Here is a 22,822-nt window from a genome sequence, read left to right as displayed (position 1 = left end):
TTAACCCTCCTCTTTCGTTAAAGGTGCTTTTACCTCTATTCTAGTTCCTGAATCTGGTAAAGATACGATATGAAACGTTGCACCTATTTCTAATGCACGTTCTCTCATATTTTTCAATCCATAACTTTGTTCTACTTTTTCATCTACGTTAAAACCTTTACCATTATCCTGAATTCTTAATAATAAATAATCTTGATGATTAAATAATTCTACTGTCACTTTAGTTCCATTAGAATGTCTTAATGTATTTGAAATTGCCTCTTGTGTAATTCGAAATAGATGATCTTCAATTCCTTTTGGAACTTTAAAATCTTGTATATCATAAATCACTTTCATAGGTACTTTCTTTTGTAAATCAATGACTAAATCTTTAATACCTTCCCCTAATGATTTATCTTTGAGTCCTAAAGGTCGCAAATGTAGTAATAGCGCTCGCATCTCTAATTGAGATTCTTGTATCATTTTCTCAAGTACTGGAATTTGTTGATTAAGAGGTGGTGCTAGTTCTGTTTCTTTTATCGCTGATAGCATCATACTTGCTGCGAAAAGTTGTTGACTTACTGAATCGTGTAGTTCCCTTGCTAAACGCTGACGCTCATCTTCTATGATTTTTTTAACTTTAATGTCATTCATATTATAGTTTTCATTTGTTAAATTTTGAGTTTTAATTCTTAATCTCTGTAATTCTTGATTTAAAGGCACTAACATTTGATAAATATCAATTGTCTCATTATATAGTTCTATGTTTTTATCATTAATCCCTACCGTTTCACCTTCAATGGCATGTTCAATTTGATTCTTTATCCAATCATTTTGCTGATTTATTTTATAAGCTAATACAGAGCCAACGATAATACAAAGTAAAATAATCACTAAATTAAGAAATAGAAACACAGGTATACCAAATATTTGAGTATAGAACATTCCTTGAAAATATATAATATTTACAAAAACTTTATCTATAAATAAAAACGCAGTTAGCATGCTATATACTAAAATAAGCATGGATCCTATTGCTCTTAAATAGTGATTCATCGATAAATCACCTCAACATCACCAATAAATGTTGATACATATATATTTACACTATAATTTTCTTCTTTAGGTTTTTCTTCTACTTGGACATGATTATTTTCTACTTTATATGCTTCTCCATTTATATAAGCTGTACCATAAAATGCTGCCATGTGAAGATTAATATTATAATTAACTGGAACAATCAGTTGTACTTTACCTAAAATATGTCTAACTACAATCGTATTATTTTCTTTGATATTTGCTGCTTTTGTCATATCAATATGAATATCTCCAACCCCATGTTGAATTTGCACATCTTCCCATTTATATACATATACTGGAGTGCGTTGTTCACCTAGCCAACGTTGTTTAATAAATTGAGGAGAGGTCACTTCTTCTTCCGACGCCGCAATCTTCAAAGGTTTAAATTTAAAAACTAAGTATCTAATAATGATTATTACTAAAAATATAAATAAAATAATAATCGTATATTTGTTGGATAACAAGGTAAACGCTATGAGTAGTGCTCCTATCCAAAACGCTAATAACCCTCTTACTTTATGAAAGTAAAGGTATCCTACATAAATTAATATACACCCTAATAATAAAATAAATAAATATCCAATTTTTTCAAAAAAGATGTAATAAAAGTTAGCGATAATCATTAGCGCTGTAAAAATAATTAATAATTCAGTAGATATATATTTACGTGTCAATGTGTCCCTCCTGATTTTAATTAAGCTACATAACTCATTTGTTCAATTATTGCATATTGTTCTTCTGCAGCAATACGTTCTTTCGTACAACGATGAATATTAGCTTCAATTTTGGCATAATATGCTTCAAATTTATCTAAACGTTGTTTTAATAAATCTATTTCATAATTATGAACTTCTTGCGCATTTTTTATATTATACATATTTATCATATCAATATACTTATTTTCTAGTGTAGCAGATAAACTGTCAATTAATGTATTCATTTTTGCTTTTTTATTCTTTAAATATTTTATATATCGCTCCATATTTTGAAGCTTATCATCTAATAATGAGCGATAATCATTGATATTATTTTTTATAATTATTTTTAAAAAGTGTTGTAAATATAAATCTAAATAATTCATAGAACCACCTCGTTGTTGATTAAACTTTATTATAAATGAGTTTAATCTTACTTAATATAGTCCTAGGAACCATTTTCTTCTCATACTTAAGTACGATTAATTTTAATTTATTGAAGAATATGCTATAAATAAATAGCGCTAAATTAAATTTATAGTTAAATCAATTCATTATTCATCAAAATTAGCATATAATAATGTATATTTAGTTAGAAAGTAGGTCATATGAGTTGAATACAATTAAAAAGAGAGATTTAAGTTGGCTTCCATATATTGTAATAGTTATTTTACTTCACATTATCGGCTTTAGTTTTTTATTTATTGCTGATACTAATCATTTATTATTTGGTATGGGAATTTTAGCATATACTCTTGGATTGCGTCATGCTTTCGATGCAGATCATATTGCTGCTATTGATAATACAGTCCGCAAGTTACTTCAACAAAAACGAAATCCTGTTGGAGTTGGGTTTTACTTCTCTATAGGTCACTCAACTGTTGTGTTTTTAATGTCTGTTCTTCTAGGAATTTCAGTAAAATGGGCTAAAGATGAACTTCCATATTTTCAAAATATAGGCGGTATTATAGGGACATTAGTGTCTGGATTCTTTTTACTTCTTATTGGAATATTAAATTTATTTATTCTAATTTCATTAATAAAGCTTTTTGCTCGATTACGTAATGAACATATACGAGAAGAAGAATTAGATGCACTATTGGAATCACGTGGTTTTATTACTCGCTTTATTGCTCCTTATTTTAAATTGATTAGCCGTAGTTGGCATGTCTTACCTTTAGGTTTCTTATTTGGTTTAGGTTTTGATACTGCAAGTGAAATCGCTCTTCTTGCACTTTCATCAGGAGCTTCTCAACAATCCATTTCGTTTTTAGGCATTTTATCTCTGCCTATTTTATTTGCAGCAGGAATGAGCTTATTAGACACACTCGATGGCATTATTATGAAATCTGCCTATAATTGGGCTTTCTTTAATCCTATACGCAAAATTTACTACAATATTACAATTACAGCCATTTCAGTAATTGCGGCATTAATTATTGGATTAATTGAATTACTTCAAATTATGGAAGATAAACTTCACCTTAAAGGTACGTTTTGGAATATAATTCAGTCGATTCAATTTGATTATTTAGGCTACATCTTGGTAGCTTTATTCTTAATTACATGGCTTATTTCTACACTTATTTGGAAATTTGGCAAAGTAGAACAACGTTGGTCATAAAAAGAAGTTGGATAGAATTCAAAACGAATTCTATCCAACTCTTTTTTCTTAATCAATTTTTGTTGTTAGAATCGGACCGTCTTTAGTAACAATGACAGTATGTTCAATTTGAGCTACAAAACTTTTATCTTTAGTTTCAAATGCCCAATCGTTTTTACCTTCAGTAACAAAAGTTGCTTTAGACGAAATAAAAGGTTCTACTGCAATGACTACGCCTTCTTTTAAAAGCGTCTTATCTTTAGGATCATAATAATTCATAACGTGACTTGGCGCTTCATGTAAAGATTGTCCTACACCATGACCTGTTAAATTCTTAATAACAGTTAAATCATTTTTACGTGCTGTAGCGTGGACTGCCTTACCAATGTTACTTAATTTTGTACCTGGTTTTACTTTAGCCATTGCTGCATCAAATGCTTCAAGTGCTACATCACATACTTTTTGTTTTAAAGGATTATCCGCTTCTCCTACTACAAAAGAAATGCCAGTATCTGCATAATATCCATTTTTTAATGCTGAAACATCTATATTAACTAAATCCCCTTCACGAATAACACGTTTGCCAGGTATGCCATGAGCTACTTCTTCATTAACACTAATACAAGTTTGACCTGGGAATTTTTCATCATGAATAGGTGCTGAGATTGCACCATGTTCTTCAAATAATTCTTTAGCGATATTATCTAATTCTTTTGTAGTAATACCAGGTTTAGTTGCTTCTTGCATTGTATCTCGCACTTTCGCACATATATATCCTATTTCTTTTAACGCTTGTAATTCTTCATCTGTTTTTACAATCATATTATCCCGTTCCTTTTTAAAAAATATTCCACCTTATTATACCAAAAATTTTTTGATATACTAAATAAGAAATGTACTATCTACTGACTTGATGTCTCACTACATCAAGCTTGATATTAAACTTATTCTAACATTATAATCATCACGTTCATTCTTTGAGAGGATTTAACAATATGAATCAATGGTATAAACATATTATAGGCGCTAGAACAATAAAAACGGGGCTAGCTACTTTTCTAACCACTTTATTTTGTTTACTATTAAACTTAACTCCTATATTTGCTATTTTAACAGCAATTGTTTCGATTGAACCAACTGCTAAAGCTTCTTTACGAAAAGGTTATCGTCGACTTCCTGCTACTGTCATAGGTGCATTATTTGCAGTTATTTTTACGTATATCTTCGGCGATCAATCTCCATTTACTTACACCTTTAGTGCTATTTTCACTATTTTAGCGTGTACGAAATTAAATCTCCAAGTTGGTACAACTGTTGCAGTATTAACTTCAGTTGCTATGATACCTGGTATTCATGAAACCTATCTTTTTAATTTTTTCTCAAGACTCTTAACAGCTTTAATTGGCCTAGTAACTGCTGGATTAGTAAATTTTTTCGTATTACCGCCTAAATATTATCATCAAATCGAAGAGAACTTAATTCATTCAGAAAATAAATTGTATGAACTATTCGCTTCTAGATGTCATGAATTATTATTAGGAAAATTTGATTCAGATAATAGTAATATTTCATTAGCAACCTTATCTGATATGAATAAAAAAACAGATACTTTAATGAATTATCAACGAGATGAATTACGCTATCATAAAAATAACGAAGATAAATGGAAACAATTAAAAAACATGTCAAATAGAGCATATATTGATAGACTTCTTGCTACACATTTATCAAATATTATTTATTTACCAAAAAACGTAAATATTTGTTTTACTACTGAGGAAAAAATGGCAATTATAAAAATTAGTAATAGTATCAACAATATTCCTTTAGATGGAGTTTTTAAAAGAGAATCTAAGTCTGTATCTACTTTAAAATCATCAGTCAAAATATTAGAAGAATTCGATAAGAATCAAATTAAGAGTCATGTTATTTATGAAATTTTACTTATCTATAATTTACTAGATAATCGATTTGTTAAAACATAAAAAAGTTGGATGAATTGAAATAATTCAATTCATCCAACGTTTTTTTATTTTTCTGAACGTTCAATAATAACATATTTCGCAGCTTCTTCTTCAGTATTATCTAACTGTTTAGGTGTAAATGGAATCCCTTTACGTTCACATGCCTTCTCTAATAAATAATCAGTAAGTTCATGATTTTTCGGTAATATAGGGCCATGCAGGTAAGTTCCTAATAAGTTTTTATAATGAATACCTTCTTTTTTATCATCATCATTATTTCCATACCCTGTTACTACATGCCCCAATGTATCAAAATTATGATATGTACGACCACCGTGATTCTCAAAACCTACTATTGTTCCAAATGTATCACTTTTAATTACGATATCCCCTGTTAAACGATCTGTTTTTGATTTTGTATAAAAGTCCAAAATTCCAAGTCCTTCTAACTCTGTACCATCAGGGGTAATATATTTAGTACCTAAAAATTGATATCCACCACAAATGGTTAAACCTGGCATTCCATCTTCTATTGCATCTTTTAATATTGTTTTAATTTTACTTAACTCTTTAGTAGCGATACTTTGTTCTCTATCACTACCCCCACCAATAAAGAAAATATCGCAATTTTCTAATGTAACTCCCTCAGTTTCATTAATTTCGATAACTTTTAAATTAATATTGCGTTTTTTTGCTCTCTGTTTTAAAGCAATAATATTTCCTATATCACTATATAAATTTAATTTGTCCGACATAAAATGAAAAACTGTTAATTCGTACATATCTAACGTCCTCCTGCAAATGAGCGATTAAGTTGTTCTAACATAGGTGAAAGTGACGTATAATTTGGAATCGCTACTGTAAAGCCTGCATAATTCATAGTTAAAGCTGTAGCTTTATAAATATCTTTCTCTAAAATAATTGGAACATCTACTTCAGCTAATTTCAGTCTAAGTTGTAATTCTTCTGCTCTTGTACCCGTTACAATAATTTTTTCTATATTTTGATTACGTAACTTTTCAAAATCTGCATCGTAAATCCAAGATGTATCTCTGCCATCAGCTGCATTATCATTCAGACTGATAACATATACTTTTTTTTCTTTAAGTTGATCTCCGACTGATAGACTCACATTCATGCCAGCAGGATTTTTAGCTAAATTAATCATTGCTTCTTTTTGACCACGTTTAAAGTATTGCATTCGGCCATTATTTGAAGTGTATGTGTTAAATCCTTTACGAATTGCATCATTATTTAAGCCTAATTCTTTTAATACTGAATATGCAGCAAGTGCATTAAAAGCATTAAAATCACCAGCAATTTTCATTTCAAAGTGTGCATTGTTCACATCCATATCAATAAATGGCTGTACCTCAAATTGTGAAACCTCATATTTAGGTGTTTCACGCTTAAATCCACATTCACAATGATAATGTCCTAATTGATTATAATGGGTATAATCATAAGTTAATAATCTACCACAATTCGGACAATATTTACTTTCATTCATAGTACTTTGTTCAAATTCATGTGCATGAGCTTTCATTCCGTAATATACAATTGTATCACTCGCTATTTTCAAACGACTTACAAATGGATCATCGGCATTTAAAATTAATTTAATCCCTTTATTACTAATTGATTTTGCAATATTATTAACCATAATATCAATTTCACCAAATCGATCCATTTGGTCGCGAAAGAAATTAGTAAATACCATCATTGAAGGTGTAACTTCTTTTAATACTTTTGGAATTGAACCCTCATCAATTTCAATAACCGCTACTTTAATACCTTTTACATTTTTCATGATGAATGCCGAGGTAATTCCAGCAGCCATGTTAGCACCTTCATTATTATGTATAATTTCAATATTATTTGCTTTTAAAGTGTGCCCAATCAAATTGGAAGTTGTTGTTTTCCCATTTGTTCCACTGATAAAAACAATATCATCAACTTGTGAAGCTAACTTTCGTAAAATATTTTGATCTACTTTGCGAGCAATTTGACCTGGTAAATCAGTTCCTTTTTTTCCTGCTGCGATACTTATCTTGCGTGCTAATTTAGCCAAGTGTGTTGCTGTCCATTGTCTCATGTCTTTCCTCCTCGCATAATTCACTCGAGTAATTATACCATGTATCTAAAATAACAAAAAATATTCTCAATTAAAAGTAACTAAATACACTTCTAATTATAACTTTTTCACTTTAAATTCCGTATCTATTTTTTTACTTTGTTATTTATAGATTATGAAAAAAAGCAATTATTTATATTTAAACCGTACTTTCTGTTAAACTGTGAATAATTCAATTTAAGTATTTAGAAAGGAATATAGAATGGTTAAAAATTCATTTATAGCTTTGGATTTTGAAACTGCAAATAAAAAAAGAACAAGTATTTGTTCTGTTGGCATGGTAAAAGTAGTAGATAACGAAATAGTCGAAACGTTTTACACGCTTGTTAATCCTCATGACTATTTTTCAGAAACACATATTCATGTTCATGGTATTCATCCTAAGGACGTTAAAGATGCGCCAGATTTTAAAGAAGTCTTTCCATATATGTTGCAATTTATAAATCAATTACCCGTAGTGGCACATAATGCTGCTTTTGATATGGGTGTATTACATCAAAGCTTAAAACATTTAAACATAGCTGTTCCCTCACTTACCTATTTCTGCTCGTATCAACTTGCTAGACGTACGATCAAAGCTTATCGATATGGATTAAAACATCTAATGAACCATTACAACTTAAATTTTCATGGTCATCATGATGCCCTAAATGACGCAAAAGCTTGCGCAATGATTACTTATAGATTATTAAAACACTATGATAGCTTACAAAGTGTGCTTCAATTTCATGGTGAAAATTTAAAAGATAGAAATAGGTAATTTAAAACGTCTTATCTATCTCTATCTTTAAATGAAATCATAAATGGTCATATTTTGATATGTTGATTGCTCTAGATGACCTACTGTAACACCAATTAATCTGATAGGTACATCAGGGTCTTTTAATTCATGATATAAATCATAAGCTATATTATAAATATCGATGTCTTTACTTACCGCTTCTCTCAAACTTCTTTGTTTAGAATATGTTTCAAAACGATGCGTTTTAATTTTGACAGTAACTGTTGTGCCAGACTTTTGCAATTGAGTTAATCGTTCAGATGTTTTACCAGAAAGTTCCCATATTTTTTGTAGAATCGCTTCATCATCATTAATATCTGTTGAAAAAGTACGTTCTGTTCCTACTGACTTACGAATCCTACTTGCCTTTACTTCACTATCATCAATTCCTCTTACTTTTTGATAAAGTCCTCGTCCTTTTTTTCCAAACCAGCGAATCAATTCAAATTCCGATTTGCTATATAAATCTTTACCAGTATAAATATCATGTTCATGCATGATTTTTTTAGAAGCTTTTCCAACGCCTGGAAAATCGCCTATATCTAAGTTCATTAGTATGTCATGCACATTCTGATAATGAATAACCATCATTCCATTAGGCTTATTCATTCCACTAGCTAATTTAGCTAAATATTTATTATAAGAAACACCAGCAGAAGACGTTAAACCTGTTTTATTGAAGATATCTTTACGTATGTTTGAAGCAATTTTTGATGCTGATCGATGAGGTTTAACTAAATGAGTAATATCTAAATACGCTTCATCTAGTGCTAAAGGCTCTACAATCTCAGTATACTGTTTAAAAATTTCCATTATCTTACTTGAAACTTCCCGATATACATCAAATCTTGCTCTAACATAGTACCCATTCGGACATAGTTTATGTGCTTGCGACATAGGCATTGCTGAATGAACACCATATTTACGTGCTTCATATGAAGCGGTTGAAACGACTCCTCGATGACTTGCTTTTCCACCTACAATGACAGGTTTTCCTTGTAATTTAGGATTATCTCTCATTTCTACCTGAGCGTAGAAACAATCCATATCAATATGAACGATTCTCCTTTCTGTCATTGTCTCACTCCTTTTTAAATAAAATAAGCCTCAATACTATTATACTGCACCCTAAAAGAAAACACTTTATAAATGCATTTATAATAATATTAAGACTTATGCAGATGTTTATTCATAGTCATTATTTATAGATATAGGCAAATGATGATACATAAAGATACCTTCATCAGTAGAATGAATATATTTAAATTTGTTAATAATTGTTATAGCTGTTAGATAAATATCAATCAAACAATACCCGATGTGTATGCTTGATATAAATATAATAGAAGAGTAAGCAAAGTGATAAAATGAAAGCATTAACCCTATTGTAATGATCACTAATGGCGCAAGCATGACTGCACAAAATTGCCATTTATTAAAGTATTTAGATGACAAATAAATGAGCAAAATTCCATTTTTATATTTAAATTGTGGTTTCTGTCCTTTAGAAAAGATAAAAAATAAATACTTATGTATTAATTCGTGAATAATTAATACCCCAATAAAACCAAGTATTCCATAAATGACATTTGTCAAAAAACGTTGTTCAATAATATCAACATAATTAATTGCCCACTTATATGTAACTAAAATTGCAAATAACATCATAACAACTTGAATGGTAAGTAATTTTGATATTTTGATTCGATTGTGTGATAAATCAATTTTGTGCATCTGTCAACCTCCACCCATTTCGCTAAAACTCTTCCATAGTATACATGTAGAAGTGTTAGAATGAAAGCCATTATACATAACTTAAACCCTTTGTAATCTTATTTTAATAAATTTCTCCTCATTTACTTTAATTTAATTACAATGTTTTTCTTTCGAATAAGGCCACAGTTTCAATATGTGTTGTATGTGGAAACATATCGACTGGTGTTATTTCTTTTAAATAATATAGATTAGCTAAAAACTGAGCATCTCTTTGTTGTGTTGAAGGATTACATGAAATATAGATAATACGTTTAGGGGCTAACTCTAATAATGTTTCTATAAAGACTTGATCGCATCCTTTTCGTGGAGGATCGACCATGATAACATCAGGTTCTATTCCTTTTTGTTTCCATTCAATTATCACTTCTTCTGCTTTACCACATTCGAACGTTGTATTATCAAAATGATTAATTAAAGCATTTTGTTTGGCATCTTGAATGGCTGATGGCACAATTTCGACACCATATACATGTTTAGCCACTGGTGCCATGTAAAGCCCAATCGTTCCTATACCACAATATGTATCTAAAACAATTTCATTTCCACTTAATTGAGCATAGTCGATAGCTTTCTGATATAATTTTTCTGTTTGAACAGAATTAATTTGATAAAACGATTGATCACTAATTTCAAAAATAGTTTCACTTAACTGATCTGTAATTTTATCTTTTCCATATAAAGTCATCGATTGCTTACCCATTATGACATTTGAATGTGAATTATTAATATTTTGTTTAATACTTGTTATGTTAGGATATACCTCTGTTAGTCTATGTACTAGGGTTTCAGCTTCTTTAAATTTAGAACCATTTGTTACAAATATAATCATAACTTCATTTGTATAATGACTTGTTCGAATGACTACATGACGTAATAACCCTTTTTTATTTTTTTCATTATAAATGCTTACATTCAATTCATTTAACCACTGTTTTATATCATTCATTAGTTCTTGTTGTTTTTCATCTTGAATTAAACAACTATCCATATCAATGATGTCATGACTTCTTTGACGGTAATATCCCATTATCGTTTTATTATTTTTATCTTTACCTACAGGAAGCTGGGATTTATTTCTATATCGCCATGGATAATCCATACCAATAGTATCATGAATCACTGTTTCCTCTAATTTCGCCTTTTTATGAAATAAATTCACAACTTGTTGTTTTTTCATTTTTAGCTGAGATTCATAAGACATATGTTGTAACTGGCATCCTCCACATTTCTCATAATATATACAAGGAGGTATTACTCTTTGCTCACTTTGTTTTAGTACTTTTATTAGTTTACCAATAGCAAAGTTTTTCTTTACTTTAATTACCTTAAATTCTACTTCTTCATCAATTAACACATTAGGAACAAAAATAGGATAACGATCTAATTTAATCACACCATGTCCTTCATGTGTTAAATCGATCACTTTTCCTTTTATTACATCATTTTTATTAATCATCACAATTATTTTTTCACTCCATATGAAAAAGAGGTACGTATAACTTCTTACCTTTTCAAACCCGAAATTATAGATAACCTCTTTTTAACTTCTTATTTCATTTTCCCTAATCCGTTTATTTCTTAAATACTTTAATTATTTTCTGAGAGCTCACTATTATAAATATCTTTAGGCGTACAAACTTCAATATGCTGTTTTAAATTTAAAAAGTTTGCAGGTAATTTACCACCATATTCTCCATCTACATTTAATTGCATATCTGTAAATGATGAAATATTAATTGATTTTGCTTTTTTATATATTACTTTAGGATGTTTGGTATGTTCACCTCTAGAAGCTAATGTCATGATATGGCCTAATTCAGCTAAGTTTGCTTTCTCAACGATAATTAAAGTATAATACCCATCGTCTAACTTAGCATCAGGTACGAGTTTTTCAAAGCCTGCCATTGAATTGGTAAGCCCTAGTAAGAATAACAGTGCTTCCCCTTGGAATACTTCATTATCATATTCAATTCTCAAATCGACTGCCTTCATTTGCGGCAACATTTCGAACCCTTTTATATAATAAGCAAAAGGTCCAACAATAGATTTTAAGCGACTAGGTGTTTCATAGGATACTTGCGTGAGCTTACCTCCAGCAGCTAAATTTATAAAATATCGGTTATTCATTTTTCCGATATCTACTTTTGTCGTATGACCTTTAATAATAACATCTACTGCACCCATAATATCATTTGGTAAATGTAAAGCTCGTCCAAAATCATTCACTGTACCCATAGGTATAATACCTAATTTAGGTCTATTGGGTTGTTCAGCAATTCCATTTACAACTTCATTTAAAGTGCCATCACCACCAGCGGCTATAATAATATCATAGTTTTGTTCAAGTGCACGTTCCGCTTCAAGTGTAGCATCTCCTTCTCGTTCAGTTGCATAAGCACTTGTTTCATAACCTGCACGTTCTAATTTTATTAAAACATCTGGTAAAGTACGTTTAAATAGCTCCTTTCCAGAAGTTGGATTATAAATGATTCTTGCTCGTTTTCTCATAAGTGATCCCTCTACTTTTTTTTACATAACACTATATTAAATGATTTATGAATGAGTTAAAAGTATTTATACCAATTCTTTTAAATTTTTGTGGGTATCATTTTGTTGTACAATTGTTGTAAGAAACTAACCGACGTAAAGCATATCTCATTCTTTTGACACTAGGAACAAACTAAATACTGCGCTTATCTATCCTATTGAAATCCAATAGCCTTTTCTCTAGAAATATGAATAAAAAAACTGTTCACAATCTTAAACGCTTTGTGAACAGTTTAGCTTAAACTTATATTTAATACCTCATATGAGATGAGCTATTATCTTTTATCCAATTCTTGTTTTAATAATTGATTGACTTTTTGAGGATTAGCTTGACCTTTTGAAGCTTTCATAATTTGACCCACTAAGAAGCCCATAGCTTTCCCTTTACCATTTTTATAATCTTTAACAGATTGTGGATTATTATCTAAAGCTTCATTAACAAATTTTAATAATGTAGCTTCATCTGAAATTTGAACTAAACCTTTATCTTCCATAATTTGTTTAGCTTCTCCACCATTTTCAGCTAATTCTGGGAATACTTTTTTGGCAATTTTACTACTCATTGTTCCATCTTCGATAAGCTTAATCATTCCAGCAAGATTTTCAGGAGTTAATTTTGTATCTTCTAAATCTACTTGATTTTTATTAAGATATTCATTAACGCCACCCATCAACCAGTTAGATGTTAGTTTAACATCTGCACCATGTTCAATCGCACCTTCAAAGAAATCAGACATTTCTTTAGTAAGTGTTAATACATGCGCATCATATTCAGGTAAGCCTAATTCATTAACATATTTAGCTTTACGTTCGTCAGGCAATTCTGGAATGGTTTGTCGCACACGTTCTTTCCACTCATCATCGACATATAGAGGTACAATATCTGGTTCTGGGAAGTAACGATAATCATCAGAACCTTCTTTAACACGCATTAAAATAGTTTTACCCGTTGATTCATCAAAACGACGTGTTTCTTGACCAATCGTACCACCATTTAATAATTCTTCTTCTTGACGTTTTTCTTCATATTCTAAACCTTTTCTCACATAGTTAAATGAGTTTAGATTTTTCAATTCAGTTTTAGTACCGAATTCTTTTTGACCGTAAGGACGTAATGAAATATTAGCGTCACAACGTAGTGAACCTTCTTCCATTTTACAATCAGAGACACCAGTATATTGGATAATTGAACGTAATTTTTCTAAATAAGCATATGCCTCTTTAGGAGAACGAATATCTGGTTCAGATACAATCTCTATTAATGGTGTACCTTGACGGTTTAAGTCTACTAAAGAGTAACCATCTTTATGAGTTGATTTACCTGCGTCTTCTTCCATATGAAGACGAGTAATACCAATACGTTTCGTTTCACCATCAACTTCAATATCAATATATCCATTTTCACCGATTGGTTGATCAAATTGAGAAATTTGATATGCTTTCGGATTATCTGGATAAAAATAGTTTTTGCGATCAAATTTAGAATTTGTAGCAATATCCATATTTAGAGCCATTGACGCACGCATCGCCCAATCTACTGCTCTTCTATTTACAACAGGTAAAACACCCGGATAAGCTAAATCAATAACATTAGTGTTTGAGTTAGGTTCAGCCCCAAAATGTGCTGGTGATGGAGAGAACATTTTTGAGTCTGTTTTTAATTCAACGTGAACTTCAAGTCCGATAACTGTTTCAAAATGCATTATTTCCACTCCTTATAATTTTTCGTATGCGTCGTGTAAGTTAAATTGTGTTTCATATTGATATGCCACACGATATAATGTTTTCTCATCAAATGGTTTACCAATAAATTGTAAACCGATTGGACGTCCGTTTGATTGGCCACATGGCACAGAAATACCAGGTAAACCAGCTAAGTTAACAGGCGTAGTTAATAAGTCATTTGCATACATTGTTAAAGGATCATCAATTTCTTCGCCTAAATTAAACGCCGTTGTTGGAGCTGTAGGCCCTACAACAACATCATAATTTTCGAATACTTTATCGAAGTCATTTTTAATTAATGTTCTAACTTTTTGAGATTTATTATAAAATGCATCATAATAACCAGAACTTAATGCGAATGTACCTAAGAAGATACGACGTTTAACTTCGTCTCCAAAGCCTTCAGAACGAGACATTTTGTATAATTCTTCTAATGTTTGTGCTTCTTTTGAATGGTAGCCATAACGAATACCATCGAAACGTGCTAAATTTGCAGATGCTTCAGACGATGCGATTACATAATAAGAAGGAATACCATATTTAGTATTTGGTAATGACACTTCATCAACTTCTGCACCAAGTGATTTTAATGTTTCTACTGCTTGTTTTACAGAAGTTTTTACTTCCTCGTTAACACCTTCTCCTAAGTATTCTTTAGGAAGTGCAATTTTAAGACCTTTGATGTCTTTACCAATTTCAGAAGTAAAATCAACATCTTCAACCGGTGCACTTGTAGAGTCATTTTTGTCTGCGCCTGCAATTGCTTCTAATACCATCGCATTATCTTTAACATTACGAGTAATTGGTCCAATTTGATCTAATGAAGATGCAAATGCAACTAAACCAAAACGTGATACACGGCCATATGTAGGTTTCATACCTACTACACCACAATATGCAGCTGGTTGTCTGATTGATCCACCAGTATCAGAACCTAAACTAAATGGTACTAATCCTGCTGCTACTGCTGCAGCTGAACCTCCAGAAGATCCCCCTGGAACTGCTTGATGATCAAATGGATTTACAGTTTTTTTGAAATAAGATGTTTCTGTAGAACCACCCATTGCAAATTCATCCATATTTAATTTACCAATTAACACTGCGTTTTCTTGATGTAATTTATTCATCACTGTTGATTCATAAATCGGTACAAAACCTTCTAACATTTTACTTGCACAAGTTGTTTCGACATCTTTAGTAATAATATTATCTTTAATTCCCATTGGGATTCCAAATAATTTACCTTCAAATTGATCTTTAGCTTGTAACTCATCTAATTCTTTAGCTTTTTTAATTGCATTTTCTTTATCTAAAGCTAAAAATGATTTAATTGTTGGATCTGTTTCTTCAATAGCATCATAAATATCTTTAACTACTTCAGAAGGTTTAATTTCTTTATTCTTAATCATTTCTGAAAGTGTTTCAACAGATTCATAGCGAATACTCATCTTAAGCGTCCTCCTCATTCATGATAGCTGGTACTTTAAATTGACCGTCTTCTGTTTCTTTCGCATTTTTTAATGCAAGTTCTTGAGGAATACCCTCGATTGCTTTATCATCACGTAACACATTTTGTAAATCTAAGACATGATATGTTGGTTCCACACCTTCAGTATCTGCTGAATCGTTTTGTTTTGCAAAATCTAAGATACTTTCAAGTGTATTAGCCATTTCTTCAGTTTCTTCAGGAGAAATTTGAAGTCTTGCTAAATGTGCTATATGTTCAACTTCTTCGCGTGTAACTTTAGTCATTATTAAAAAAGCCTCCTTATTACTCATTCATCATAAAATTGTATCAAATTTTCAGTTAAAAATCTAAATATTTATTATGATACTCGGTGTATTAACTATTCTTAGCAAAGTTAAGAATTAAAACAACTTTCTTATGTAACTCATTTACATAGTTACCTATAAATATACATTAATTTCTATTAATAATTTATTAATATTAACGTTATATAATAAAATGAATTATTTTTTATCTATACTCTAATTCTTGTTAACGCTTATAATTACATTAAAATAAACTGTTATTTATAGATAAAATTTTACTTCTCTAATCTATAAATATCATTGTATAATATTACACGTAACTAATTTAAAAATCGTCACTTCTTTTTTTCAGTACAATGTTGTTGAAAAACATAAATTTAAAAGTTTTAAAGGGGGTAATTACAATGTTTGTATTAGGTGTAAATTTAGGCACTCATGCTAACACAAACTGGCAGACTTATATTATGATTGCAATCTATTTTATTATTCTGCTAGTGATTGGTTACTATGGTTATAAACAGGCAACTGGCAATTTAAGTGAGTATATGTTAGGTGGGAGAAATATAGGCCCATATATTACTGCTTTATCAGCCGGTGCTTCAGATATGAGTGGTTGGATGATTATGGGACTTCCAGGGTCAGTTTATAGCACAGGTTTATCGGCAATATGGATTACAATTGGTTTAACTATTGGTGCCTATGTTAACTATCTCGTTGTTGCACCAAGGCTTAGAGTATATACAGAAGTTGCTGGAGATGCAATTACGCTCCCTAATTTTTTCAAAAATCGTCTTAATGATAAACATAATATCATTAAAATTATTTCTGGTCTTATTATTGTTGTTTTTTTCACTTTATATACGCACTCTGGTTTTGTTTCTGGAGGTAAATTATTCGAAAGCGCATTTGGATTAAATTATCATTTGGGACTGATTTCAGTCGCAATTATCGTCATTTTATATACTTTTTTCGGAGGATATTTAGCTGTTTCTATTACTGACTTTTTCCAAGGGGTTATCATGCTTATCGCAATGGTAATGGTACCAATAGTTGCTTTGATGCAACTTAGTGGATGGGATACATTCCATCAAGTAGCTGAAATGAAACCAACTAATATGGATTTATTTAGAGGTACTACTTTTTTAGGTATGATTTCATTATTTGCATGGGGATTAGGTTATTTTGGTCAGCCTCATATTATTGTACGATTTATGTCTATTAAATCTCACAAACTTTTACCTAAAGCACGACGCTTAGGAATAAGTTGGATGACTGTAGGTTTACTTGGAGCTGTGGGTGTAGGGTTAACAGGAATTGCTTTTATTTCGAAAAATCATATTAAAATGGACGATCCAGAAACATTATTTATTATCATGAGCCAAGTTCTTTTCCATCCTTTAGTAGGTGGATTCTTACTTGCTGCCATTCTAGCTGCTATTATGAGTACAATTTCTTCACAATTATTAGTGACTTCAAGCTCACTTACAGAAGATTTCTATAAGCTCATTCGCGGTGAAGAACATGCTCAATCACATCAAAAAGAATTTGTACTGGTAGGCAGATTGTCTGTGTTAGCTGTAGCCATTGTAGCTCTTGCTATTGCATGGTCTCCTAATGACACCATATTAAACCTAGTCGGAAATGCTTGGGCAGGTTTTGGTGCAGCATTTAGCCCACTTGTTCTTTTTTCTTTATATTGGAAAAAACTAACACGTGAGGGTGCGATAAGTGGTATGATTGCTGGAGCTCTCGTAGTCATTATTTGGATTGTCTGGGTTAAACCACTTGCTAATATTAATGAACTATTTGGCATGTATGAAATTATACCTGGTTTTATTAGTAGTGTAATCGTTACATACCTTGTTAGCATCTTCACCTATAAATCAGACTATTCTATTGAACAACAGTTAAATCAAGTTAAAACAATTGTTCGCGAAAAATAAATTAATTTATTGAAAATTAAAAAGAGGCTGCGACACGACGTGTCACAACCTCTTTTTAATTAATTACTATAAATATGGACTTGTGGGTCTTTGTCATCTTTTGTTTTACTAATAAGTGCTCTTGAATTGTTACCATCTTTTATACGAATTTCGTAACTATCTATATTATCAAAATATTTCTTAGCTTGTTCTGTTACATATTGTGTAATTCCTATTGTTTCAGCTTGACCATAGTAATCGATTGGCAAATCAATCACTAGTCTATTAGGTTTCTTATCTACAAATTTCACTTTTCCAATTGCTTGAGTAAAATTAGAGAAATAAGATTGAAGATCGTCATTAAATTGTTTAAAGTTATTATTTAGATTTTTGTCATATTTTTCTGCTTCTGTTGAAGGTAAAAGTGCTGAAATCTCATCAATTTTATTCCATTTATTAATTTTAGTTTGTTTATCATCAACAATCGTATTAGCAATAAAGTGTCCTGGCGTAATTGCATCTTGACTCGATTGAACATATATTGCAAAGTGAATTGGAATATTTTTCAAATCTTTATTTGCTCTAAGGCGTGTAAGTAACTCTTGAGCCATTGCTTTACCTTGTTTTTCAATTTCTTTATTATCTAGCGATTTGCTATATGTTTCTCCATCTTTTTCTTTTTGATAATAATAGACACTATTCATAGCAAGACCAATTGTTATGCCTTTAATTTTTTTTCCTTTTGTATCATTTGTATCATAAAAATCTTGTTCTAAGATATTAGATAAATAAGCAGGAGAGCTTTCTGCTATTTTTTCTGGTTTAGTTTCTCCATCATGTGATGGATTAAGACCTAAATTTTCAGTAGCTTTTTTTGATTCTTTTTCACTTTCACTCATGTGATCAATTTCGTCTTTAGAATACTTGGGATTTAAATATGCGTTAACTGTATTTTTGTCTAAATACTGCCCATCTTGATATAAAAAATTATCAGTTGGAAATACAGACTTACTTAGATGTAATAAACCATTTTCGAAATCTTCACCATTATAGCTATTAGCCATATTATCTTGTAATACTCCACGAGCTTGGCTTTCTTTAAATGGTAAGATTGTACGATAATTATCTCCTTGAACTTCTTGATCAGTGGCAACTGTTTTTACATTATTTGAATTTTGTTCTTGTTGCTTATTATTTGACTGACTATTTTTATCATTCCCATTGCCACACGCTGTCAATATCATAAGCGACGTTATAACTAATAATAATAACCGCTTCATTACGTTCTCCTCTATTCTGCTATTTCATTTTGTTTTTCAATAAATTGTGATTCGGACCATATTTCTGTACCAAATTGTTCAGCTTTAGACAATTTTGAGCCAGCATCTTCACCAGCTATTACTAAATCTGTACTTTTAGTTACACTACTTGTTACTTTAGCACCTTGCATTTCTAACCATGTTGTTGCTTCTTTACGTGTCATTTGTTGTAATTTTCCAGTAAGAACAATAGTCTTATTTTGAAATTCCGGATGTCCTTCAATTTCAGAGGATTTAACACCTTTATATGTCATGTTGACATTTTTATCTTTTAATTTTTCAATAAGTGCTTTAATATCCTCATTATCTAGATACGTTACTACAGATTGTGCTAATTTATCTCCAATATCATGGATCGCTACCAGTTCTTCTTCTGTTACTTTAAGTAAACGATCCATGGTTTCAAATTTCTCTGCTAAAATTTGACTTGCTTTGGCGCCAAGATGTCGTATACCTAAACCAAATAATAAATGTTCTAAAGAATTTTGTTTTGCATGTTCGATAGCGCTTAATAAGTTTTCTACTTTTTTTGTGCCCATTCGTTCTAAAGGCAATAAATCTTCTTTAGTTAAATAAAAAATGTCACCTACATCTTTAATAAGTTGATGATGATACAGTTGCTGAATGATTTTATTTCCTAGTCCGTCTATATTCATCGCTTGTCGAGAAACAAAATGAATCAATCCTTCCACAAGTTGCGCTTGGCATTTTGGATTGATACATCTAAGCGCAACCTCTCCTTCAATACGCACTAATTCATGACCACAACTTGGACAATGCGTTGGCATATGGTATGGTTTTGCATCATTTGGACGACGGTCAATAATACTTCTTACGACTTCAGGAATAATATCTCCAGCCTTTTTCACTATAACGCTATCACCGATTCTAATATCACGTTCTTTAATTAAATCTTCATTATGAAGTGATGCTCTTGAAACTGTAGTACCCGCAACACGAATAGGTTCTAAAATGGCTGTCGGTGTAACGACGCCAGTACGTCCTATACTTAATTCAATATCTTTAAGTTCTGTGACAACCTCTTCAGCTGGAAACTTATAAGCGATTGCCCAACGTGGAGATTTTTGAGTAAATCCCATTTCGTCTTGTTGATCAAGATCATTCACTTTAATAACAATTCCATCAATATCATAAGATAGCTGTTCACGTTGTTTAGTCCACTTTTTAATATATTCTAGTACACCCTCTATATCTTCTACGCGTGCACGTTCATGATTAGTTTTAAACCCTAAACGATCTAATTCATCTAATGCATCACTTTGAGTAGTAGCGCTAAAATCTGTAAAATCATTTACACTATATAAAAAGACACTTAGTTTACGTTTAGCAGCTAATTTAGGATCTAATTGTCTTAAAGAACCTGCTGCTGCATTACGTGGATTAGCAAATGGTTGTTCTTCATTTTTTTCTCTCTCATCATTCAATCTCATAAAGGAACGACGTGGCATATATGCTTCTCCACGAACTTCAACATTTAAAGGTTCTTTAATTTTAAGAGGAATCGCATGAATAGTACGTAGATTTTCTGTAATATCTTCTCCTGTGGTCCCATCTCCTCGCGTTAATCCCTGCACAAATCGTCCATCTTCATATTTTAAAGAAACTGCTAAACCATCAATTTTTAGCTCACACATATATTCCACGTTACCAATATGTTCTCGAATACGTTCATCAAAACGTCTTAGTTCTTCCTCATTAAAAGCATTACCTAAACTAAGCATAGGTGTTTCGTGATTTACTTTTTCAAATGATGATTGAGCTTCTCCACCAACCCTAACTGTTGGAGAATCGTCAGTTTTTAGTTCAGGATGTGCATTTTCAATATCAATTAATTCACGTAATAATTTATCATATTCACTATCAGGTACAGAAGGATTATCTTTCACATAATATTCGTAACTATATTGATTTAATAAATCATGCAGTTCATTGACACGATTTTGAATGTTATCCATTTACTAATCCTCCTTTTTTTCGATAGGCGCAAATTGAGCTAATAAACGCTTAGGACCTTCAGATTTAAATATAATATCTAATTCAACAGAGCCATTTTTTTCACTTACATTGCTCACCATACCTTCGCCCCATGATTTATGTGTCACTTTATCTCCTACCTTCCAATCTGAAGCAGATACTTGTTTTTTAGTAGAAGTCGTACGTTTACTAAAACCACGTTTTGACGGTGTAGTTGACTTAGAAGTGATTGTTTGTCGTTTTGATTTTGCTGGTGTTTCTAATAATTCTTCAGGGATTTCTTTTAAGAAGCGTGATGGTAGATTTGCTTGTGAACGTCCAAATAACATACGAGAAGTCGCATGTGTAATATATAACACTTCTTCTGCACGTGTAATGGCTACATAACAAATTCGTCTTTCTTCTTCCATCTCATGGTCATCATCACTTTTAATTGCTCTAATATGAGGGAAAAGTGATTCTTCCATACCCATTAAGAATACAATTGGGAACTCTAATCCTTTTGCAGAATGCATGGTCATTAACGTTACACCACTATCAATTTGTGCTTCGTCAATATCTGCGACAAGTGATAAATCAGTTAAAAAGTTAATCAATGATTGTTCTTCTAAAGGTGTATCTTTTTCATAGTCTTTAGGTACAGACATAAATTCATCAATATTTTCAAGACGACTACGTGATTCAATTGTTTGTTCACGTTCTAACATTTGACGATAACCTGATTTTTCAAGTATTTCCTCAACAATCTCACTAATTTCTAAAAATTCTTGTTCTTTAATTAAGTTTTGAACCATTTCATAAAATTGTATACATTCTTGAGTTACTTTTTTAGAGAGCCCTATAAAATCCACTTCTCCTAATGCATCAAACATACTAATATTGTTATCTAGTGCATATCGTTGAATTTTATCAACTGATGATGGCCCTATCCCTCTTTTAGGAACATTAATAATTCTTTGAAGACTAATATCATCATTACTATTTGCCACTATTCTTAAATAACTTAACAGGTCTTTGATTTCTTTACGATCATAGAACTTTTGGCCACCAACCATCGTATAAGGAATATTTGATTTCATAAATGTTTCTTCTAACACACGTGATTGTGCATTTGTTCGATACAAAATTGCCATATCATTATAGTCTTTTCCAGACTTACGATGTTTAATAATTTCACGAACTACATATTCTGCTTCGTCACGTTCAGTCATCGCTTCATAATATTTAATCTTTTCTCCACCATTATTTGCGGTCCATAACCCTTTAGGTTTCCGTTCAGTATTATGTTTAATCACTTCATTTGCAGCTGTTAAAATGGTTTTTGTTGATCGATAATTTTGTTCTAGGAAAATAGTCTTTGCTTCAGGATAGTCTTCCTCGAAAGATAGTATATTTTGAATATCTGCACCACGCCATCCATATATTGATTGATCAGAATCACCTACAACACATAAATTTTTAAATTTACTTGCAAGTAATTTAACAAGTGTATATTGTGCTTTATTTGTATCTTGATACTCATCTACATG

At 31.0% G+C, this 22,822-nt stretch carries 20 protein-coding genes; 4 read left to right on the top strand and 16 right to left on the bottom strand.

Annotated features, from left to right (window positions below; translation table 11 throughout):
• The 3 genes from HMPREF2881_RS04500 to HMPREF2881_RS04490 are packed head-to-tail and all read right to left on the bottom strand — an operon-like array spanning window position 1 to window position 2,140.
• Complete coding sequence (locus tag HMPREF2881_RS04500) at window positions 1-1,035, bottom strand: sensor histidine kinase VraS (RefSeq protein WP_002450020.1); 1,035 nt, start codon at window positions 1,033-1,035, stop codon at window positions 1-3.
• Window positions 1,032-1,733 carry a cell wall-active antibiotics response protein VraT gene (gene liaF / locus HMPREF2881_RS04495; protein WP_002450089.1) on the bottom strand — a complete coding sequence of 234 codons (702 nt, stop codon included), beginning with the start codon at window positions 1,731-1,733 and terminating at the stop codon, window positions 1,032-1,034. The genes HMPREF2881_RS04500 and liaF overlap by 4 nt, the downstream gene beginning before the upstream one ends.
• 20 nt (window positions 1,734-1,753) lie before the next feature.
• Entirely contained in the window at window positions 1,754-2,140 is a 387-nt protein-coding gene (locus HMPREF2881_RS04490) for a hypothetical protein (RefSeq protein WP_002450072.1), read from the bottom strand.
• Window positions 2,141-2,367: 227 nt separating this feature from the next.
• Between HMPREF2881_RS04490 and HMPREF2881_RS04485 the strand changes: the two genes are divergently transcribed.
• Window positions 2,368-3,378 carry a HoxN/HupN/NixA family nickel/cobalt transporter gene (locus HMPREF2881_RS04485; RefSeq protein WP_002488088.1) on the top strand — a complete coding sequence of 337 codons (1,011 nt, stop codon included), beginning with the start codon at window positions 2,368-2,370 and terminating at the stop codon, window positions 3,376-3,378.
• Between the two features lie 48 nt (window positions 3,379-3,426).
• Here the strand turns inward: HMPREF2881_RS04485 and map are convergent, their stop codons facing one another.
• The gene (gene map / locus HMPREF2881_RS04480) at window positions 3,427-4,179 is read right to left on the bottom strand and encodes a type I methionyl aminopeptidase (protein WP_002455125.1); all 753 of its coding nucleotides are present in this window, start codon (window positions 4,177-4,179) and stop codon (window positions 3,427-3,429) included.
• Between the two features lie 173 nt (window positions 4,180-4,352).
• Between map and HMPREF2881_RS04475 the strand changes: the two genes are divergently transcribed.
• Window positions 4,353-5,342 carry an FUSC family protein gene (locus HMPREF2881_RS04475; protein WP_002488087.1) on the top strand — a complete coding sequence of 330 codons (990 nt, stop codon included), beginning with the start codon at window positions 4,353-4,355 and terminating at the stop codon, window positions 5,340-5,342.
• A 44-nt stretch (window positions 5,343-5,386) separates the two neighbouring features.
• Here the strand turns inward: HMPREF2881_RS04475 and HMPREF2881_RS04470 are convergent, their stop codons facing one another.
• Both HMPREF2881_RS04470 and HMPREF2881_RS04465 read right to left on the bottom strand, forming a co-directional pair.
• Complete coding sequence (locus HMPREF2881_RS04470; RefSeq protein ID WP_002450023.1) at window positions 5,387-6,103, bottom strand: lipid II isoglutaminyl synthase subunit GatD; 717 nt, start codon at window positions 6,101-6,103, stop codon at window positions 5,387-5,389.
• A gap of 2 nt (window positions 6,104-6,105) precedes the next feature.
• Window positions 6,106-7,416: a lipid II isoglutaminyl synthase subunit MurT gene (locus HMPREF2881_RS04465; protein WP_002488067.1), complete on the bottom strand. Its 1,311-nt coding sequence runs from the start codon at window positions 7,414-7,416 to the stop codon at window positions 6,106-6,108.
• Between the two features lie 241 nt (window positions 7,417-7,657).
• Between HMPREF2881_RS04465 and HMPREF2881_RS04460 the strand changes: the two genes are divergently transcribed.
• Entirely contained in the window at window positions 7,658-8,215 is a 558-nt protein-coding gene (locus HMPREF2881_RS04460) for a 3'-5' exonuclease (protein ID WP_002488078.1), read from the top strand.
• 27 nt (window positions 8,216-8,242) lie between these two features.
• Here HMPREF2881_RS04460 and dinB read toward each other — a convergent pair whose 3' ends face one another.
• From dinB to gatC, 7 genes are all read right to left on the bottom strand, one after another.
• Window positions 8,243-9,313 (bottom strand): DNA polymerase IV, encoded by a 1,071-nt coding sequence (dinB, locus tag HMPREF2881_RS04455; protein WP_002450074.1) that lies wholly within the window; start codon window positions 9,311-9,313, stop codon window positions 8,243-8,245.
• Window positions 9,314-9,421: 108 nt separating this feature from the next.
• Window positions 9,422-9,970 carry a DUF3267 domain-containing protein gene (locus HMPREF2881_RS04450; protein WP_002488057.1) on the bottom strand — a complete coding sequence of 183 codons (549 nt, stop codon included), beginning with the start codon at window positions 9,968-9,970 and terminating at the stop codon, window positions 9,422-9,424.
• Between the two features lie 136 nt (window positions 9,971-10,106).
• The gene (gene rlmD, locus HMPREF2881_RS04445) at window positions 10,107-11,468 is read right to left on the bottom strand and encodes a 23S rRNA (uracil(1939)-C(5))-methyltransferase RlmD (protein WP_037555682.1); all 1,362 of its coding nucleotides are present in this window, start codon (window positions 11,466-11,468) and stop codon (window positions 10,107-10,109) included.
• Window positions 11,469-11,599: 131 nt separating this feature from the next.
• Entirely contained in the window at window positions 11,600-12,520 is a 921-nt protein-coding gene (locus HMPREF2881_RS04440) for a diacylglycerol kinase (RefSeq protein WP_002450025.1), read from the bottom strand.
• A gap of 314 nt (window positions 12,521-12,834) precedes the next feature.
• The gene (gene gatB, locus HMPREF2881_RS04435; RefSeq protein WP_002488075.1) at window positions 12,835-14,262 is read right to left on the bottom strand and encodes an Asp-tRNA(Asn)/Glu-tRNA(Gln) amidotransferase subunit GatB; all 1,428 of its coding nucleotides are present in this window, start codon (window positions 14,260-14,262) and stop codon (window positions 12,835-12,837) included.
• A 12-nt stretch (window positions 14,263-14,274) separates the two neighbouring features.
• On the bottom strand, window positions 14,275-15,732 hold the full coding sequence (gatA, locus tag HMPREF2881_RS04430; RefSeq protein ID WP_002488084.1) for an Asp-tRNA(Asn)/Glu-tRNA(Gln) amidotransferase subunit GatA: 1,458 nt from the start codon (window positions 15,730-15,732) through the stop codon (window positions 14,275-14,277).
• Window position 15,733: 1 nt separating this feature from the next.
• On the bottom strand, window positions 15,734-16,036 hold the full coding sequence (gene gatC / locus HMPREF2881_RS04425; protein ID WP_002450027.1) for an Asp-tRNA(Asn)/Glu-tRNA(Gln) amidotransferase subunit GatC: 303 nt from the start codon (window positions 16,034-16,036) through the stop codon (window positions 15,734-15,736).
• Window positions 16,037-16,461: 425 nt separating this feature from the next.
• Between gatC and putP the strand changes: the two genes are divergently transcribed.
• A complete protein-coding gene (gene putP, locus HMPREF2881_RS04420) occupies window positions 16,462-18,000 on the top strand; it encodes a sodium/proline symporter PutP (RefSeq protein WP_002488066.1) in 1,539 nt (512 codons plus the stop codon).
• 59 nt (window positions 18,001-18,059) lie between these two features.
• On the opposite strand, the gene HMPREF2881_RS04415 is transcribed toward putP, so the two are convergent.
• The 3 genes from HMPREF2881_RS04415 to HMPREF2881_RS04405 all read right to left on the bottom strand — a co-directional run.
• Window positions 18,060-19,259 carry a CamS family sex pheromone protein gene (locus HMPREF2881_RS04415; protein WP_049417644.1) on the bottom strand — a complete coding sequence of 400 codons (1,200 nt, stop codon included), beginning with the start codon at window positions 19,257-19,259 and terminating at the stop codon, window positions 18,060-18,062.
• 11 nt (window positions 19,260-19,270) lie between these two features.
• Window positions 19,271-21,274 (bottom strand): NAD-dependent DNA ligase LigA, encoded by a 2,004-nt coding sequence (gene ligA / locus HMPREF2881_RS04410; protein WP_002455115.1) that lies wholly within the window; start codon window positions 21,272-21,274, stop codon window positions 19,271-19,273.
• A 3-nt stretch (window positions 21,275-21,277) separates the two neighbouring features.
• The coding region (locus tag HMPREF2881_RS04405; protein ID WP_070653667.1) for a 3'-5' exonuclease at window positions 21,278-22,822 on the bottom strand (1,545 nt) is incomplete at its 5' end.

It is taken from the genome of Staphylococcus sp. HMSC057A08 (assembly GCF_001812925.1).
Classification (GTDB): Bacteria; Bacillota; Bacilli; order Staphylococcales; family Staphylococcaceae; genus Staphylococcus; species Staphylococcus hominis.
The sequence above is the reverse complement of the archived record's forward strand: the minus strand, read 5'-3'. Positions and strand labels throughout refer to the sequence as shown.

Coding starts and splice junctions, on each gene's coding strand:
- HMPREF2881_RS04450 (WP_002488057.1), bottom strand. CDS start 9,970: ATGCACAAAATTGATTTATCACACAATCGAATCAAAATATCAAAATTA.
- HMPREF2881_RS04460 (WP_002488078.1), top strand. CDS start 7,658: ATGGTTAAAAATTCATTTATAGCTTTGGATTTTGAAACTGCAAATAAA.
- HMPREF2881_RS04490 (WP_002450072.1), bottom strand. CDS start 2,140: ATGAATTATTTAGATTTATATTTACAACACTTTTTAAAAATAATTATA.
- HMPREF2881_RS04415 (WP_049417644.1), bottom strand. CDS start 19,259: ATGAAGCGGTTATTATTATTAGTTATAACGTCGCTTATGATATTGACA.
- HMPREF2881_RS04470 (WP_002450023.1), bottom strand. CDS start 6,103: ATGTACGAATTAACAGTTTTTCATTTTATGTCGGACAAATTAAATTTA.
- map (WP_002455125.1), bottom strand. CDS start 4,179: ATGATTGTAAAAACAGATGAAGAATTACAAGCGTTAAAAGAAATAGGA.
- HMPREF2881_RS04465 (WP_002488067.1), bottom strand. CDS start 7,416: ATGAGACAATGGACAGCAACACACTTGGCTAAATTAGCACGCAAGATA.
- rlmD (WP_037555682.1), bottom strand. CDS start 11,468: ATGATTAATAAAAATGATGTAATAAAAGGAAAAGTGATCGATTTAACA.
- gatB (WP_002488075.1), bottom strand. CDS start 14,262: ATGCATTTTGAAACAGTTATCGGACTTGAAGTTCACGTTGAATTAAAA.
- gatA (WP_002488084.1), bottom strand. CDS start 15,732: ATGAGTATTCGCTATGAATCTGTTGAAACACTTTCAGAAATGATTAAG.
- gatC (WP_002450027.1), bottom strand. CDS start 16,036: ATGACTAAAGTTACACGCGAAGAAGTTGAACATATAGCACATTTAGCA.
- HMPREF2881_RS04500 (WP_002450020.1), bottom strand. CDS start 1,035: ATGAATCACTATTTAAGAGCAATAGGATCCATGCTTATTTTAGTATAT.
- ligA (WP_002455115.1), bottom strand. CDS start 21,274: ATGGATAACATTCAAAATCGTGTCAATGAACTGCATGATTTATTAAAT.
- putP (WP_002488066.1), top strand. CDS start 16,462: ATGTTTGTATTAGGTGTAAATTTAGGCACTCATGCTAACACAAACTGG.
- dinB (WP_002450074.1), bottom strand. CDS start 9,313: ATGACAGAAAGGAGAATCGTTCATATTGATATGGATTGTTTCTACGCT.
- HMPREF2881_RS04475 (WP_002488087.1), top strand. CDS start 4,353: ATGAATCAATGGTATAAACATATTATAGGCGCTAGAACAATAAAAACG.
- HMPREF2881_RS04440 (WP_002450025.1), bottom strand. CDS start 12,520: ATGAGAAAACGAGCAAGAATCATTTATAATCCAACTTCTGGAAAGGAG.